Annotated in this window: 16 protein-coding genes; 10 read left to right on the forward strand and 6 right to left on the reverse strand. The window is 48.5% G+C overall.

Annotated elements, in window-relative coordinates:
* Position 1: 1 nt before the first annotated feature.
* From ACT6NV_RS01955 to ACT6NV_RS02000, 10 genes are all read left to right on the forward strand, one after another.
* Positions 2-1,144 carry a gliding motility-associated C-terminal domain-containing protein gene (locus ACT6NV_RS01955; RefSeq protein WP_445385594.1) on the forward strand — a complete coding sequence of 381 codons (1,143 nt, stop codon included), beginning with the start codon at positions 2-4 and terminating at the stop codon, positions 1,142-1,144.
* A gap of 150 nt (positions 1,145-1,294) precedes the next feature.
* Entirely contained in the window at positions 1,295-3,772 is a 2,478-nt protein-coding gene (locus ACT6NV_RS01960; protein WP_445385595.1) for a hypothetical protein, read from the forward strand.
* Between the two features lie 47 nt (positions 3,773-3,819).
* The gene (locus ACT6NV_RS01965; protein ID WP_445385596.1) at positions 3,820-5,001 is read left to right on the forward strand and encodes a gliding motility-associated C-terminal domain-containing protein; all 1,182 of its coding nucleotides are present in this window, start codon (positions 3,820-3,822) and stop codon (positions 4,999-5,001) included.
* A gap of 87 nt (positions 5,002-5,088) precedes the next feature.
* Positions 5,089-5,823 carry a M15 family metallopeptidase gene (locus ACT6NV_RS01970; RefSeq protein WP_445385597.1) on the forward strand — a complete coding sequence of 245 codons (735 nt, stop codon included), beginning with the start codon at positions 5,089-5,091 and terminating at the stop codon, positions 5,821-5,823.
* 33 nt (positions 5,824-5,856) lie between these two features.
* Positions 5,857-6,618 (forward strand): M48 family metalloprotease, encoded by a 762-nt coding sequence (locus ACT6NV_RS01975; protein ID WP_445385598.1) that lies wholly within the window; start codon positions 5,857-5,859, stop codon positions 6,616-6,618.
* Between the two features lie 121 nt (positions 6,619-6,739).
* Positions 6,740-6,907 (forward strand): DUF6747 family protein, encoded by a 168-nt coding sequence (locus ACT6NV_RS01980; RefSeq protein WP_445385599.1) that lies wholly within the window; start codon positions 6,740-6,742, stop codon positions 6,905-6,907.
* 378 nt (positions 6,908-7,285) lie between these two features.
* A complete protein-coding gene (gene gpmI / locus ACT6NV_RS01985; RefSeq protein ID WP_445385600.1) occupies positions 7,286-8,803 on the forward strand; it encodes a 2,3-bisphosphoglycerate-independent phosphoglycerate mutase in 1,518 nt (505 codons plus the stop codon).
* 1 nt (position 8,804) lies between these two features.
* Positions 8,805-9,353 carry a thioredoxin family protein gene (locus ACT6NV_RS01990; RefSeq protein WP_445385601.1) on the forward strand — a complete coding sequence of 183 codons (549 nt, stop codon included), beginning with the start codon at positions 8,805-8,807 and terminating at the stop codon, positions 9,351-9,353.
* Positions 9,354-9,409: 56 nt separating this feature from the next.
* Positions 9,410-10,225, forward strand: coding sequence for a type I methionyl aminopeptidase (map, locus tag ACT6NV_RS01995; RefSeq protein WP_445385602.1), 816 nt, complete (start codon positions 9,410-9,412; stop codon positions 10,223-10,225).
* Positions 10,226-10,246: 21 nt separating this feature from the next.
* On the forward strand, positions 10,247-11,032 hold the full coding sequence (locus ACT6NV_RS02000) for a class I SAM-dependent methyltransferase (RefSeq protein WP_445385603.1): 786 nt from the start codon (positions 10,247-10,249) through the stop codon (positions 11,030-11,032).
* Here the strand turns inward: ACT6NV_RS02000 and ACT6NV_RS02005 are convergent.
* The 6 genes from ACT6NV_RS02005 to ACT6NV_RS02030 all read right to left on the reverse strand — a co-directional run bounded on the left by ACT6NV_RS02005 (position 10,989) and on the right by ACT6NV_RS02030 (position 15,921).
* Complete coding sequence (locus tag ACT6NV_RS02005) at positions 10,989-12,047, reverse strand: FAD:protein FMN transferase (protein ID WP_445385604.1); 1,059 nt, start codon at positions 12,045-12,047, stop codon at positions 10,989-10,991. The genes ACT6NV_RS02000 and ACT6NV_RS02005 overlap by 44 nt on opposite strands.
* Positions 12,004-12,360, reverse strand: coding sequence for a Na(+)-translocating NADH-quinone reductase subunit F (locus ACT6NV_RS02010; protein ID WP_445385605.1), 357 nt, complete (start codon positions 12,358-12,360; stop codon positions 12,004-12,006). The genes ACT6NV_RS02005 and ACT6NV_RS02010 overlap by 44 nt, the downstream gene beginning before the upstream one ends.
* Before the next feature lie 65 nt (positions 12,361-12,425).
* Positions 12,426-13,733 (reverse strand): NADH:ubiquinone reductase (Na(+)-transporting) subunit F, encoded by a 1,308-nt coding sequence (gene nqrF / locus ACT6NV_RS02015; protein ID WP_445385606.1) that lies wholly within the window; start codon positions 13,731-13,733, stop codon positions 12,426-12,428.
* Positions 13,730-14,494 carry an NADH:ubiquinone reductase (Na(+)-transporting) subunit E gene (nqrE, locus tag ACT6NV_RS02020; protein WP_445385607.1) on the reverse strand — a complete coding sequence of 255 codons (765 nt, stop codon included), beginning with the start codon at positions 14,492-14,494 and terminating at the stop codon, positions 13,730-13,732. The genes nqrF and nqrE overlap by 4 nt, the downstream gene beginning before the upstream one ends.
* Before the next feature lie 28 nt (positions 14,495-14,522).
* Positions 14,523-15,170, reverse strand: coding sequence for an NADH:ubiquinone reductase (Na(+)-transporting) subunit D (locus ACT6NV_RS02025; RefSeq protein ID WP_445385608.1), 648 nt, complete (start codon positions 15,168-15,170; stop codon positions 14,523-14,525).
* Between the two features lies 1 nt (position 15,171).
* Positions 15,172-15,921 carry a Na(+)-translocating NADH-quinone reductase subunit C gene (locus tag ACT6NV_RS02030; protein WP_445385609.1) on the reverse strand — a complete coding sequence of 250 codons (750 nt, stop codon included), beginning with the start codon at positions 15,919-15,921 and terminating at the stop codon, positions 15,172-15,174.
* Position 15,922: the final 1 nt, after the last annotated feature.

The following is a 15,922-nucleotide window of genomic DNA, read 5'->3' on the forward strand; positions in this document are numbered from 1 at the left end:
CATGCAAAAACTGGCCTACATACTGTTTTTTAGCGTTGTCATGGGAATGGCACAACCCGCCCTGCAGCACTACGGCAATATGCAGCTGCACGACGGGGCCAATGTGGGCTTTCACACCAACTTTATCAATGAAGGCCCTTTTGCGGCCAATCCGTCCCTGGTAGGCTTTTATGGGGATATCCCGCTCTTTGTGGGCGGTTCGCTCTCCCCTATGGTCTACGACCTGGAGATTGCCAACCTCTTTGGGGTGGATCTTGAAACCGCTCTGACCGTTGAGAATAACGTCAATTTTATAGATGGTGATTTTCGTACCACCCGTTCCCTTTCCGACCAGTATCTTGGACTACTGCAGGATGCCTTTACGGTAGGGGCCGGGGATAACTCCAAAGTGAACGGTTTTGCGCTGGCCATCAATAAACAGGAAATCATTTTCCCCGTGGGGGATGGGACAGAATACAAGGGGCTGACCCTGCAGGGGGAAAGCGTGTATTCCCTCTCCAGATGTGCCTATTTCCGGGAAGATCCGAATAACCCCAGCATCTACCCCGCTTTTCGTACAGACCTGAGACCCAGGACCGTGGGCGCAGTGAGCACCTTCGAATTCTGGCGGCTGGAAGGCAGCAGCCCGGGTACCATAACCCTGTCCTGGACGCCTACCTCTAACATTGCGGCCCTCACCCCCAACTGGGAGGATGTGGTGCTGATGGGCTGGAACAAGCAGGGAGGACGCTGGCTGGAACTGGGCACTGCCACCGTTTCCGGTGACCTTAACAATGGTTTTGCGATTTCAGAGACCTTTGTGCCGGATGAATATGAAATTATAACCTTTGGCAGCCGGGCCCAGCCCGAGGAATTGCTTACCATCCCAAACTTCTTTATGAGTCCTGACGGGGATGGCATCAATGATTTCCTGTATATAGAAGAGCTGGAACAATCCCCGAACAACAACCTGCAGATCTACGACCGAAACGGCTTAAAGGTGTTCGAAATGGATAATTACACCAATGAATTTGTAGGTGTTGCCAATGTGGACGGTATCATCATAAACAGGGAAAAAGGCCTGCCCGAAGGGGTGTATTTTTACCTGATCCGTATGCTGGACCTGGGTCTGGAATATCAGGGTTTCCTGTATCTTGACCGATAATATCCTTTCTGTTTTTAGTCGTTCAATAACATCTTTTATCGGTATTTTACCAGGTCTTATCATTTCACCACAACCTGAGCTGCGTTCACAACATTTCCCCTTTAAACCCCTTTAGTAGCGGTATTTTTGAGTAAGAAAGAATTGACCCGCATGCTCCCAAATTCGATAAGGAAACTTCTCCTGCTTATTACCAGCCTTTTTTTGGTTGTGGCCGCCGAGGCGCAATTAAAAGTAGGCTCCAACCCAGACCGGATTGACCTGGCTTCCCTGCTGGAACTCGAAAGCAAGGATAAAGCCCTGGTCCTGACCCGGGTCAACACCCAGGAAATGAATGCCATGCAGCCTTTGCAAGGCGCCCTGGTTTACAACACGGAAGTAAAATGCCTTTATTTTTTCAATGCCACTGAATGGCGTAACCTTTGCGAAGGAGGAAGCGGTGCCGGGGACTTCCGTTTTATCGATAACAATGACGGAACTTTTACCATCATCTATCCGGACGGAAAGACTTTTACTTCTCAAGACCTTACAGGACCACAGGGACCTGCCGGAGCAGATGGTGCTGATGGTACGGTAGGACCTCAAGGACCACAGGGACCTGCCGGAGTGGATGGAGCAGTCGGACCTCAGGGACCCGCTGGACCGCAAGGGCCTGCCGGAGCGGATGGGGCTGTTGGACCGCAAGGACCTGCAGGACCACAGGGACCCGCCGGAGCTGATGGAGCTGATGGAGCTATCGGGCCGCAAGGACCTGCCGGAGAAGACGGTGCTATCGGACCGCAAGGACCCAAAGGAGACAAAGGCGACCAGGGCGACGTTGGACCGCAAGGACCCGCCGGGGCTGATGGAGCTGTTGGACCACAGGGACCCGCAGGGCCGCAAGGACCTGCCGGAGCAGATGGTGCAATGGGACCGCAGGGACCCAAAGGAGATAAAGGAGATCAGGGGGATGTTGGAGCACAAGGACCTATTGGACCCGCAGGAGTGAATGGTGCTGATGGTGCTGATGGCGCAATGGGACCTCAGGGACCAAAAGGTGATCAAGGAGATATTGGACCACAGGGACCTGCCGGAGCAGACGGAGCTGTTGGACCACAGGGACCCGCAGGGCCTCAAGGACCTGCCGGAGCTGATGGCGCAGTTGGTCCGCAAGGACCCAAAGGAGACAAAGGCGACCAGGGTGACATAGGACCGCAAGGACCCGCAGGACCACAAGGACCCGCTGGACCACAAGGACCTGCTGGAGCAGATGGAGTTGTCGGACCTCAGGGACCCAAAGGACCACAAGGACCAGCAGGAGCAGATGGCGCTATTGGACCTCAGGGACCCAAAGGAGACAAAGGTGACCAGGGAGATGCTGGACCGCAGGGACCCGTTGGCCCCGCCGGAGCTGTCGGACCTCAGGGACCAAAAGGAGATAAGGGTGACAAGGGAGACGTTGGGCCAATAGGACCTGCAGGAGCAGATGGCGCCGTGGGACCGCAAGGACCCGCAGGACCACAAGGACCAGCAGGAGCAGATGGCGCTATTGGACCTCAGGGACCCAAAGGAGACAAAGGTGACCAGGGAGATGCTGGACCGCAGGGACCCGTTGGCCCCGCCGGAGCTGTCGGACCTCAGGGACCCAAAGGAGATAAGGGTAACCAGGGAGACGTTGGGCCAATAGGACCGCAAGGACCCGTTGGACCCGCCGGAGCTGTTGGGCCGCAAGGACCTGCCGGGGCAGATGGCGCAGTTGGACCTCAGGGACCAAAAGGTAATCAGGGAGATATAGGACCGCAAGGACCCGCAGGACCACAAGGACCCGCTGGGGCAGATGGAACTGTTGGACCGCAGGGACCTACCGGACCCAAAGGAGATAAAGGAGATCAGGGTGACGTCGGGCCACAAGGACCCGCCGGAGCAGATGGAGCTGTTGGGCCTCAAGGACCTGCCGGGGCAGATGGTGCTATTGGACCTCAGGGACCCAAAGGTGACAAAGGTGACAAGGGTGACGTGGGACCACAAGGACCCGCCGGAGCAGATGGAGCTGTCGGGCCACAAGGACCCAAAGGAGACAAAGGTGACAAGGGTGATCAGGGTGACGTGGGACCACAAGGACCCGCCGGTGCAGATGGAGCCGTTGGACCGCAAGGACCCGCAGGACCACAAGGGCCAGCAGGAGCAGATGGTGCGGTTGGACCACAAGGGCCTGCCGGACCGATGGGACCTGAAAAGAACCTTGCAACAGATGATTTGACCCAGGATCCCGAAACACGGACCTACAACCTGAATAATCAGAATTTAGGATTTACCGGAGGCAAGGTCGGTATGGGCACTAATACGCCCAACTCCACCCTGCAGGTAGCAGGATCTTTTTCTTCTCCAATCCGTGCGACTTCAGTAAACACCAGTTTGACCTTAAACGATTTTACGCTGATCATGAATACCAAAGATCTCTTGATTACTATACCTGCAGCCAGCAGTTGTCAGGGAAGGATTTATATTCTCAAAAATATGTCAAATGGAGATAATTTTCTGAACATCAACTATTTGAAAGATGATGGAAGCACAGAAAATAAATTGCAAAAAAGCAAAATCTATTGGTTGCAGAGTGACGGAACCAACTGGCATCAAATATCTAGGGATTAAATTTATTCGATCGGCACTTAACTTTCAGGCTATCAGACAGCAGTATTTTGAATAGAAACAGACCCATAAAGCCAGACATTATTTTCGCCCTAATAATTATGGGGTTGGGAAGCGCATTGTACTCCCAGGAAGCGGTTCAGAATTACGGAAATGTAAAACTACATGCCACCGGGCAACTGGGTTTTCATTCAGACCTGATCAACAACGCCCGGTTTGAAAATGAAGACAACCTGGTTGGTTTCTATAGTCAAACCCGTCCGATCACCATTTCAGGCACCTTTAGTCCAATGCTGCACGATGCCGAATTTGACGCCAAACCGGGACTAATTCTTCAAGTACCCGTAGAGGTCATCAATAACGGGAATTTGATCTCCGGGGACATCCAAACCTCCAGGGAAATTAGCATTCAGTTCCTTTCCTTTACAAATGATTCTTTTTATACCGGAGAAAGCAGCGTTTCCAAAATAGATGGGTACGGAGCAGTTCGCAACAAGCAGGATTTTACATTTCCGGTTGGGGATGCCAGCCGCATCCGGCCTCTCAGTATCACCTCCATGGCTATACAACCTCAAGTCAAATGTGCCTATTTCCCAGAAGATCCCAATAGTCCGAAAAGCCTCAGCAGTAGCTTTGAGACCTCAAAAACTTCGGGGGCCCATTTACAGGTCAGCGATAAGGAATTCTGGCGCCTGGAAGGGAGTATCCCGGCTAAGGTTACCTTAAACTGGGATGTATATAGCAACGTGGCCGGCCTTGCAGAATTTCTGACGGAACTCAAGGTAGTTGGCTGGAGCAAAGCAGCACAGCAATGGGTTAATCTTGGAAATACCGAAGTTACCGGGGGCCGCGATTACGGCAGCATTACTTCTGACTATTTTGTGGCAGACGAGTATGAAATTCTGACCATAGGCGGAAACGACGATGCCATGGCAACCTATAAAACCTTTGAGCTGGATAATTACTATCTCTCTCCTAACGGGGACGGAAACAACGAAACCCTGGTAATAGAACCGGTCTTGGATGCCCCCAATAACACGCTTCAGATCTACAATCGATACGGGCTGCTGGTTTACAAAAAAGACCGTTACAACAATGATTTTGACGGAAAATCAAATTCAGATCTTGCGGTTAACAAAGATGCCGGACTGAAAGACGGTATCTATTTCTACATTATCACCTTCCACGACTTACAGGAACGACACCAGGGGTACTTTTACCTGACCAATTAAATGGCTATATGAAAGCCAGCCCTCTTTTTTTATTACCTTAGTATTGGAAAGGCTTCTCATCTATTGGAGCCAGTCAAAACAAGAGGAATGGATAGAAGAAAGTTCGTAAAGAGAACCGGGTTATGCAGCCTGGCCCTGAGCCTGCCCCAATTGCCCTTATGGAGCCAGGATAGGGAATTCAGCACAGATGAATTAACAGGAAAAGCCGTTTTGGACCTATACGGGGAAGGAATCAACCTCAGGAAGGAAGCCCATGATGCCTTTGTACGTATGAAAAAAGATGCCTATCAGGATGGCATCGATATTAAGGTAGTGAGCAGCTACCGCAGCTATGAACGGCAGCGAAGTATTTTTGAGCGCAAATACGTATCCTTTACCGAAGATATATCGGTAAGCCCCATAGAAGCCATTGATAAAATTGTGGAATATTCAACCATCCCGGGAACCAGCCGTCACCATTGGGGAACGGACGTAGACCTCATTGATGCCTCCAAACCGAGTACGGGAGATGTTTTGGTCCCAGGCAAATTTGAAGCAGGCGGGCCTTTTGAGGATTTTAAAAACTGGATGGATTTGCATAGTGAGTCTTATGGTTTTTATTTGGTTTATACCGAAAACCCAAGGCGCAGAGGCTTCAAATACGAACCCTGGCATTACAGTTATGCCCCGCTATCCGTCCCGATGCTGGCCGCAATGCGACGGTTGAATCTTCTCCGAATGCTGAAAAACGATGATTTCCTGGGAAGTGAACACCTTACCACGGGTTTTATCCAAACCTATATCCGGGACAATATCCTGGACATCAATCCTGAACTTCTATAAGAACTTATGTTTCATAAATTTTTCTAAGGGGAAATGCGAAGAGGCAGCTGGAAAATCCGCATCCTGATTGGGGTATTGATCATTGGCTTTGCCTATGTCCAAAGATGCAGCAACCAGGAAGAAAACCCTTTTACGGGCAGAGTGCAGACTATCAATATGGATTCCGAGCAGGAAATCGCCATCGGCCTGCAGGCAGCTCCTGAAATTGCCGGGCAGCACGGAGGCCTCTACCCGGATGAGCGTTTGCAGGCCGTGGTAGATGCCGTGGGAAAACGCCTGGTACAGAACAGTGTAGCCCGGGAAACTCCATATAGATATGAATTTCATCTGCTTGCCGATGAACGCACCATTAACGCTTTTGCACTGCCCGGAGGTCAGGTATTCATCACCTATGCCCTGTTTTCGAAATTAAATGAAGCGCAACTGGCCGGGGTGCTCGGACATGAGATTGGCCATGTAATCGGGCGGCATTCCGCTGAACGCATTGCAGAAACGGATTACTGGAAAACCGTTGCCATGGGTGCCTCAGTAGGAGCCGATATGGGAAGTGTGGTAGCCAGTTACGGGCAGAATACACTGCTGCAGAATGGCAGGGAAGACGAGTTGGAAAGCGATGAATTAGGCGTTTTGTGTATGATACAGGCAAATTACCCTCCGGAAGAACTCATAGCAGTTATGCAAATTCTTAAAAAAGCTGCCGGCCCGGATCGCCCGCCGGAATTTCAGAGTACCCATCCGGACCCTGACAACCGCATCCGAAGGATTAGAGATGCCATTGCCAAATACCGCTCTTAACAATTAAACTCCCTGGGCGAGATTGCTGTCATTTTTTTTGTATCTTGGCAGCATTCCCAAACTTATTATTACCTCCAATTTAACCCTTATAGCTTTGTTTTAATTCATTAAAAGAAACTATATGGGAACACTATTACACTTTAAACACGTCTATTTACACGCCTTTGATGATTGCAAACCAGCTTATCTGGTGATTTTATTGAAAGCGTATTCTATTTTTTGTGCCCTCATGCTCGTGATGGCGCTTTATGCCTTTATATACAGGGCTGCTACAGGATTTGAATTTTAACGCCTGATATCTGGCATCCAAAAACTCAATAAATCACTAAAAAAAGAAACCCCGACATACAGTCAGGGTTTTTTGATTGATGAGTAAACTCCTTCCGATTTCACAGCTTTTTTTGGATTCTTATACGATACTGAGCGACTATTAACAGTTTACTCAATATTCAATATACTCGAACCTTACATAAATATAGACCATTACGACGGCCATAAGTTCCCTCCTTAACACTTAAATAACGAAACTTTAACAGCCAAAGCAGCACATACCTTTCATTGAACCCGCTTACCCGCAGCCCGTTTCCCAATTTCCAAAAAGTATCCCAAATTACTGGCTTTTCGCTCTAATTACCAGTATTTTTGAGTATTGCAAATATTATGCAGCATGAATAAAAAAGTAATTTTAATGATACTGGATGGCTGGGGCATTTCCCCGGACCCTGAAGTATCGGCCATAGCCAGAGCTAATACACCCTTTGTAGACTCCCTTTATAAAAAATACCCCAATGCCACCCTTCAAACAGATGGGATGAATGTCGGACTGCCGGAAGGGCAAATGGGAAATTCCGAGGTGGGCCATATGAATCTTGGAGCAGGGAGGATAGTATATCAGGACCTGGCCAAGATCAATCTGGCCGTAGAAAAGAATGAGCTTGCCAAAGAACCTGTCCTGAAGGAGGCCTTTGAATATGCAAAAGCAAACCAGAAGGCTGTACACTTCCTGGGTCTTTTAAGTGATGGTGGGGTTCATTCACATATCAATCATTTAAAAGGACTCATCCGTGCTGCCGAGGATGCCGGCGTTCCTGCTTCGTTTGTACACGCCTTTACCGATGGCAGGGATGTAGACCCGAAAAGCGGAATATCATATTTTTCCGAGCTGCTGGATTTTATAAAAAACACTCATACAAAACTGGCCTCTGTGGTTGGGCGTTATTACGCTATGGACCGTGATAAACGCTGGGAACGGGTAAAAGAAGCTTATGACCTGCTGGTTAATGGAAAGGGCTCCCCTTCAAATAACATTGTTGAAAGCCTTAAAAAAAGCTATTCAGAGGAGGTAACCGATGAATTTATCAAACCCATTGTAATGATTGATGCAGACGGGGCTCCCGTAAGCACTGTCAAGGATGGGGATGTAGTGATCTTTTTCAATTTTCGCACCGACCGGGGCAGGGAACTTACTGAGGTATTGAGCCAGCAGGCCCACCATGAGCAAAATATGCACCCTTTAAAGCTTCATTATGTCACCCTTACCAATTATGACGATTCCTATAAAGGAGTCCGGGTGGTATACAATAAGGAAAATATCAGGGACACCCTGGGTGAAGTCCTTTCAAAGGCGGGTAAAAAACAGATCCGTATCGCCGAAACGGAAAAGTATCCGCATGTTACCTTTTTCTTTAACGGGGGCCGTGAAGTTCCTTTTGAAGGTGAAGAGCGCATCCTTTGTCCTTCCCCAAAAGTGGCCACCTATGACCTTAAGCCTGAAATGAGTGCCTACGAAATAAAAGATGCCATTATTCCTGAATTGAAAAAAGGAGACGCAGATTTTGTTTGCCTTAATTTTGCCAATCCGGATATGGTGGGTCATACCGGGGTGATGTCTGCCGCTATTAAAGCCTGTGAAACGGTAGACAGTTGTGCCGAAGCAGTCATTGGCGCTGGCCTTGAAAACGGCTACAGCACACTGGTGATAGCAGACCACGGAAATTGCGATACCATGATAAACCCTGATGGCAGCCCGAATACCGCGCATACAACCAATCCGGTTCCGTTGATACTGGTGGATCCGGACAGAAAAGCCATACATTCGGGGGTACTGGGAGACCTGGCACCTACCATCCTGAAAATAATAGGCATTGACCAGCCTGAATTAATGACTCAAAAGCCTTTGATATAGTATGAACCGCAGCCTTTATGCACCCATCATCCTTCTTCTCAGTATTATCCTGATCAATTGCAAGGCCCAGCCCAAAAACACTGCTGTCCGCCAGCCCGATGGGAATTCGCAGATACTGGTAGGCACAGCCAACATTGACTCCCTGCTAACCAGGCCATTTGCAGGCTGGTTTGTGCCCAACCTGGAAGATTACCAGCCCAATCCTGAAAAGATCGAAGCCCTGGAGCCCCTGCTGGAGGATGTAGATATTCTCTTATTTATGGGTACCTGGTGCAAGGACAGCAAAAGGGAGGTGCCAAGGTTTGTCAAAATCCTGCAGGAAGCAGACTATCCTGTAGAAAAAGTCAGGGTTATCATGATGACACGTGATAAAACGACTCCCCAGAACTATGAAAAAGGCTATGGGATAACTAATGTCCCAACTATAATTTTTTCAAGAGAGGGTACCGAAATCAATCGAATTGTGGAATATCCGCTTGAAGACATGGAAACGGATATGCTTAAAATCTTAAGCGGGCAAGCCTATCGCCATGCTTATGACTGGGACTGATCTTTCCTGTAGCCAAAGTGCTTACAGGCCAAAGATGTTGATTATCTTTGCCAACTATGATTATCGTTAAGACAGCTGAAGAAATTGAACTGATGCGGGAGAGCGCCCTGCTGGTTTCCAAAACCCTTGGAATGATAGCGGCGGAGATCAAACCCGGAGCCTCTGGCCTGCACCTGGATAAACTTGCCGAGGCTTTCATCCGGGACCATGGCGGTGTACCCGGTTTTTTAGGGATGTATGATTTCCCCAACACCTTGAATATAAGCCCGAATGCTCAGGTAGTACACGGCATCCCCACCGATGAACCTTTTCAGGAAGGAGATATTATCTCTGTTGATTGCGGTGTTTTAAAAAATGGTTTTTACGGGGACCATGCCTATACTTTTGAAATAGGCGAAGTGGCAACTGAAACTAAAAAGCTACTGCAGGTAACCAAAGAATCCCTGTATATAGGTATTGAAGCTTTAAAGATAGGTAACCGTGTAGGGGATGTTGGCTATGCTATACAGAATTACTGTGAGAGCCACGGGTATGGAGTGGTACGGGAATTGGTGGGCCACGGGCTTGGCAGAGATCTGCACGAATCCCCTGAAATGCCAAACTACGGCAAAAGAGGCCGTGGGAAAAAATTTGTTGAGGGGATGGTAGTGGCTATTGAACCCATGATCAACATGGGGACCCGGCGTATCAAACAACTAAAGGATGGCTGGACCATTTTAACGGCGGACGGCAAACCCAGCGCACATTTTGAGCATGATATCGCCCTGATTGACGGCAAACCCCAACTGCTCTCAACTTTTGATTACATATATGAAGCCCTGGGTATCCAATCGGATGAAGAGAATCCTTACCGGCGGGTTCAAACCGAATAATCGCCTTGTTTATTTACTTCTGTGAAGAAATTATTTAAATGGATTTTGAGCTGGGTTCCCCGGCCTCTGCTGATCCGTATGAGTTATGCGGTCAGGCCGCTGCTATCGGTTTGGCTCAGGGGAAGCACCTATCAGGATCCCATTGACGGAAAATCCTTCAGGACCTTTCTGCCGTATGGCTATGAAAACCCAAGGGAAAATGTCTTATCCCCCTCTACCCTTTCCCTGGAACGCCACCGCCTGCTCTGGCTGTACCTGAAATCGGAAACCCCTTTCTTTGAATCTGAGTTAAAGGTTTTGCATTTTGCCCCGGAACAAGCCTTTTATAAGCGTTTTAGAAAACAGAAAAACCTGGATTATATTACAACTGACCTCAATTCTCCTTTGGCTGACGTAAAGGCAGACATTTGCGATTTACCCTTTGAAGACAACAGTTTTGACGTCATCCTTTGCAATCATGTACTGGAACATATTCCGGAGCAGGAAAAGGCCCTTTCCGAACTCTACAGGGTAATGAAACCGGGGGGTTGGGGTATTTTCCAGGTGCCCCAGGACCTGAATCGGGAAAAAACCTTCGAAGATGCTTCCATAACGGATAGAAAAGAGCGGCAAAGGGTTTTTGGGCAATACGACCATGTCCGGGTATATGGGCAGGATTATTTCGATATCCTGAAGTCTGCCGGATTTAAGGTAGAGGCGGTAGACTTTAGCCGCAGCCTTAAGCCGGAACTAATTGACCGCTACCGACTCGCTCAGGGAGAGCTTATTCCCCTGGTTCGGAAGCAGCCTCTCCAAGTACCTTCATAAAACCCGGAGTCATGAACTCCCGGGTATTCCCCTCCTGATCCAGGTAGATGATATAGCCTTCCAGTTCCGGGCTGTCAGCCAGAATCATTTTGGACCGTTTCAAATCCATAGCCATGAAGGCTGTTGCATAGGCATCAGCTACCATACATTCGGGGGCCAGCACGGAAGTAGCAAGGATATTGGAATTCCGGGTGTAGCCGGTAAGCGGATCTATGGTATGAACGTACTTCTGCCCGCTTACCGAGTCAATGCGGAACTTTCTGTAATTCCCGGAGGACGCCATGGACTGGTCTGTTAGGCGGACAATCTGCTTAATGGCCCTCCCCTGCAAAACCTGGGGATCATCAATCCCTACCAGCCAGGGCTGCTTCTTGGCCTGGTTCATCCCCCGGCTGCGCAATTCGCCGCCCACTTCTATAAGGTAGTCTGAAATTCCCTGATCCTCCAGAAACACGGCTAATCTGTCAATGGCGTAGCCTTTTGCTATAGCATTGAAATCGAATCGAATGGCCGGATCAGCCTTCTCAATACGGTTATCCGGCCTGAGGGATACCTTTTTAAAGCCCACATAGCGCAACAGGCTATCGACCACCACGCTATCCATTTCCAGAGAATTCCCCGGGCCAAATCCCCAGGCATCTACGAGGATGCCTACAGTGGGATCAAAATAACCCCCGGTCTTCTTATATATGGTTTTCGAGGTATTGAATACTTCCCTGAACTGTTCATCTACTGCCACGGTTGTATCGCCATTGTTGATCCGGCTGATATCCGAATCCGGCCAGTAGGTAGACATGGACTGATTTATCACCCGGAAAACAGAATCGATCCCGGGCTGCAAGTCTGCTTGTTCTGCAGAAAACAGCTTAACAGCATAAGAAGTTCCCAGGGCTGCCCCCTGATAGGTTTGTTCCGCCAGGGGATCTGATGAACAGCTGCTAAAACATAGCCACAAGCAGCTAATTACGGTACTATATTTCCACAAGACCTTCATATTCCACCAAGTATTCTTCATTGAGATAAACCGGCAGTTTCCGGTCTGTAGCATTGGAAAGCCGAACCCCGGCATAATAGGTTTTAGCTTCAAATTTTAAAGCGTGATCCTTAACCTTTTGAAGCAATTTTAGGTCATAATCCCTTGGGTCGTCCGGAAAGGCAACCGGCCGGACTACAATAAAATGCAATTCCTTTGCTTTAAGGCATACGAACTGGGGGTTTTTACCCGGTTTACTGTTTACGGCCATAAATTCAAAACCGTCGCTTTCCAGCTCCCGCCCCACTATATTCATGGCCAGATTATGTAATTCCTGACTGCTTAATGGTTTCATGCTACTATTTAGAGTAAAAAAAACCGATATTCAGGAATATCGGTTTGGTATATGGTTTGCAGAAATCAGCCTCCGAAATCGTCAAATCGGATGTGCTCATCCGGGATGCCAAAATCTTCTCCCATTTTCTGTACGGCCTTGTTCATCAGTGGCGGTCCACAGAAATACAGCTCGATATCTTCAGGGGTTTCATGATGATTCAAATAATGTTCAATCACACAATTGTGGATAAAGCCCACAAAGCCGTCTCCTGGAGCATCCAGATTTTCCTTAACCTTCCAGTTGTCTTCCTCCAGGGGTTCTGACAAGGCCATGTAAAACTTAAAGTTCGGAAATTCTTTTTCCAGGCGTTTAAAATGGTCTATGTAGAATAATTCCCGTTTGGAGCGACCCCCATACCAATAGGTCACTTTCCGGTTGGTTTTCAGGGTCTTGAACAAATGGTACAAATGAGACCGCATTGGGGCCATCCCGGCTCCACCGCCCACGTAGAGCATTTCGGATTCCGACTCATTGATAAAGAATTCTCCGTAAGGCCCGGATATAGTTACCTTATCACCTGGTTTGCAGGCAAAAATATAGGACGAGGCAACCCCGGGATTAACGTCCATCCAGCCGTTCCTGGAACGGTCCCATGGCGGTGTTGCGATACGAACGTTCAACATGATCTCCCTTCCCTCAGCAGGGTAAGAGGCCATGGAATAGGCACGCTCAACGGTTTCCGGATTCTTCATTACCAGTGGCCATAAATTGAATTTATCCCACTCTGCCTGAAATTTGTCCGGTGTTTCGTGTTCTTCGGGGTGGGCCGTAATGTCAATATCCTTATAAGGTACTTCACAGGGCGGGATTTCAATTTGAATATACCCTCCTGCCTTGTAATTCATATCTTCCGGAATCTCCACTACGAACTCCTTGATAAAGGAAGCTACGTTAAAGTTTCTCACTACCGTTGCTTCCCATTTCTTGATCCCGAAAACCTCTTCAGGAATGGTGATCTCCATATCCTGCTTAACCTTTACCTGACAGGCAAGGCGAGCACCCTCAGTAAGTTCTCTTTTTGAAAAATGCGGGGTTTCAGTAGGCAGAGCCTCTCCTCCACCTGAAAGTACATGGCATTCACATTGAATGCAGGTTCCCCCTCCCCCGCAGGCTGAGGGGAGAAATATCTTCTTGTTTCCAAGGGTAGACAGCAGGGAACTCCCAGAAGCCACCTCCAATTGTTTCTCACCATTTATGGTAATGGTCACAGGTCCTGAAGGCGATAGCTTTTCCTTGGTAAAAAGTAAAAGAGCAACAAGGGCCATTACCAGAATCAGAAATGCGATAATGGTGATCGTTATAGTTCCAACAGTGCTTGTAGCTAATATCATTGCTTGTTGATTGTTACGTCGTTATAGGATACGGCGTCTTGTTCTGCCGTTTCCGCATCATTTTCAGTTTTTGTCAATTCCGCCTCAGGAGCCTTCTGCTCGGTTTGTACGGTTTCTTCCACTTCACCAACACCTTCATCTCCGCCTGTAAGCATCCCTCCAAAACTCTGGAAGCCAATCCCCATCAGACCGGTGATAATAAAAGTGATCCCCAGACCGCGAAGCGGAGCCGGAACATTGGAATACCGGATTTTCTCACGAATGGCCGCAATGGCAAGGATAGCCAAGAACCATCCAATACCCGAACTTACGCCGTAATTGAAGGCAAGAGCCAGATTAGGGATTTCCCGGGCCTGCATAAACAGGGAGCCTCCAAGGATTGCACAGTTTACTGCGATCAGCGGGAGGAAAATACCCAGGGAGTTGTACAGGGAAGGTGAGAATTTTTCCACTACTATCTCTACCAGCTGCACCATGGTAGCAATGGTTGCGATAAATAAGATAAAGGAAAGAAAACTCAGGTCGTATTCTGCGTACTCCGGTCCCAGCCAACTCAGGGCGCCTTCCTGCAGCAAGTACTGATCCAGTAACCAGTTCAACGGAACGGTTACCGCAAGTACGAATATTACAGCTGCACCCAGGCCAACCGCAGTTGCCACCTTCTTGGAAACAGCCAGGTAAGAGCACATTCCAAGGAATACGGCAAAGACCATATTATCTATAAAAATGGACTTAAAAAATAATTCTACATGTTCTAACATAATAGCTTTTTATAAGATTTCAGACCGCTTAGTTCTCTTCTATCAGGGCAGGGTTTCGCGACCGCTGTACCCATATAATGATCCCAACCACTATCAGGGCAGCCGGGGGGATAATCATAAAGCCGTTGTTTTCATATCCGGTGGCGTAAAGCCCGGTTTTCGCAATAGGATCTCCAAGGACGGGGAAGCCGAAAAGCGTTCCGGATCCCAGCAATTCGCGGAAAAATCCTACTATGATCAAGATAACCCCGTATCCAAGGGCATTTCCGATCCCATCCAGAAAAGACTTCCAGGGCCCGTTACCCAGGGCAAAGGCTTCAAAGCGTCCCATGATGATACAGTTGGTGATAATCAATCCGACGAAAACCGCAAGGGTTTTACTCAGTTCATAGGCAAATGCCTTGAGGACCTGGTCCACCACAATTACGAGGGTAGCTACCACTATAAGCTGCACAATGATCCGGATCTTGGACGGTATGATATTCCGCATCAGGGAAATAACCACATTCCCAGCACCCAGCACGAAGATTACCGAGAGGGCCATTACCACGGATGCTTTTAACTCAGCAGTAATCGCCAGGGCAGAACAAATTCCCAGCACCTGTATAGTAATAGGGTTGTTGTCCGCCAGGGGATCTAAAATAAGATTTGCATCTTTTTTGGAAAGCAGTGCCATATTATTGTTTTCTAATGGTTTCTAAATAATCCTTATAAAGGTTTACGCTTTGGGAAATCATTGCTGAAACCCCGTTACCGGTAATGGTTGCCCCGGCAAGGGCGTCTACTTCATTGTCTGTCTTATCTTCATTTACCGGGTCATTGTTTCCTTTGGCCACATTAATGCCTGCATAGCGTGTTCCATCCAGAATAGATTCTCCCTTGAAGTCATCCATAAAGTAGCGCTGCTTGATATTGGCTCCCAGGCCGGGTGTTTCCCCCTTGTGGTCAAAATAAACCCCCTGTACCACCATTTCATCATCCAGGGCAATAAAGCCCCAGATAGCATCCCAGAGGCCCTTTCCGTACATCGGAATGATATAAAAGGTCTCCCCGTCTTTTTCTCCTATAAACAAGGGGAGTTGCGGAGTTTCACCTGCCTTGGCGGCAGCAACCTGTTTTTTCATGTCGATCAGGTAGGCCTCATCGTTCTGGGTGATCTGATCCCCACTGATGATCAGCTGCTCCTTTATGTACTGTCCGAAGGTTTCTTCTACCCTGTCGGTAGGGACAAAGTTTACGGAACCTTCATCGACATTCTCGTTCACGCCCATGGCATAGAGGATGTTCTGCTGCTTTTCAAAGCGCTCGTTTTCCTGTATCCTGCCTTTAAGGGCAGATGCCAGGTACGCCAGCAGCGAACCTACAACTACCACCATCAGGGCTGCAAATAGAACTGTGTAGACGTTTTTGTCTGTATTTACCGCCATA

This window comes from Robiginitalea insularis, assembly GCF_052497835.1.

What these genes read in the sequence shown, in the direction of transcription:
- ACT6NV_RS01955 (WP_445385594.1), top strand. Translation starts at nt 2, where the DNA reads ATGCAAAAACTGGCCTACATACTGTTTTTTAGCGTTGTCATGGGAATG.
- ACT6NV_RS01960 (WP_445385595.1), top strand. Translation starts at nt 1,295, where the DNA reads ATGCTCCCAAATTCGATAAGGAAACTTCTCCTGCTTATTACCAGCCTT.
- ACT6NV_RS01970 (WP_445385597.1), top strand. Translation starts at nt 5,089, where the DNA reads ATGGATAGAAGAAAGTTCGTAAAGAGAACCGGGTTATGCAGCCTGGCC.
- ACT6NV_RS01975 (WP_445385598.1), top strand. Translation starts at nt 5,857, where the DNA reads ATGCGAAGAGGCAGCTGGAAAATCCGCATCCTGATTGGGGTATTGATC.
- ACT6NV_RS01980 (WP_445385599.1), top strand. Translation starts at nt 6,740, where the DNA reads ATGGGAACACTATTACACTTTAAACACGTCTATTTACACGCCTTTGAT.
- gpmI (WP_445385600.1), top strand. Translation starts at nt 7,286, where the DNA reads ATGAATAAAAAAGTAATTTTAATGATACTGGATGGCTGGGGCATTTCC.
- ACT6NV_RS01990 (WP_445385601.1), top strand. Translation starts at nt 8,805, where the DNA reads ATGAACCGCAGCCTTTATGCACCCATCATCCTTCTTCTCAGTATTATC.
- map (WP_445385602.1), top strand. Translation starts at nt 9,410, where the DNA reads ATGATTATCGTTAAGACAGCTGAAGAAATTGAACTGATGCGGGAGAGC.
- ACT6NV_RS02005 (WP_445385604.1), bottom strand. Translation starts at nt 12,047, where the DNA reads ATGAAGAATACTTGGTGGAATATGAAGGTCTTGTGGAAATATAGTACC.
- ACT6NV_RS02010 (WP_445385605.1), bottom strand. Translation starts at nt 12,360, where the DNA reads ATGAAACCATTAAGCAGTCAGGAATTACATAATCTGGCCATGAATATA.
- nqrF (WP_445385606.1), bottom strand. Translation starts at nt 13,733, where the DNA reads ATGATATTAGCTACAAGCACTGTTGGAACTATAACGATCACCATTATC.
- nqrE (WP_445385607.1), bottom strand. Translation starts at nt 14,494, where the DNA reads ATGTTAGAACATGTAGAATTATTTTTTAAGTCCATTTTTATAGATAAT.
- ACT6NV_RS02025 (WP_445385608.1), bottom strand. Translation starts at nt 15,170, where the DNA reads ATGGCACTGCTTTCCAAAAAAGATGCAAATCTTATTTTAGATCCCCTG.
- ACT6NV_RS02030 (WP_445385609.1), bottom strand. Translation starts at nt 15,921, where the DNA reads ATGGCGGTAAATACAGACAAAAACGTCTACACAGTTCTATTTGCAGCC.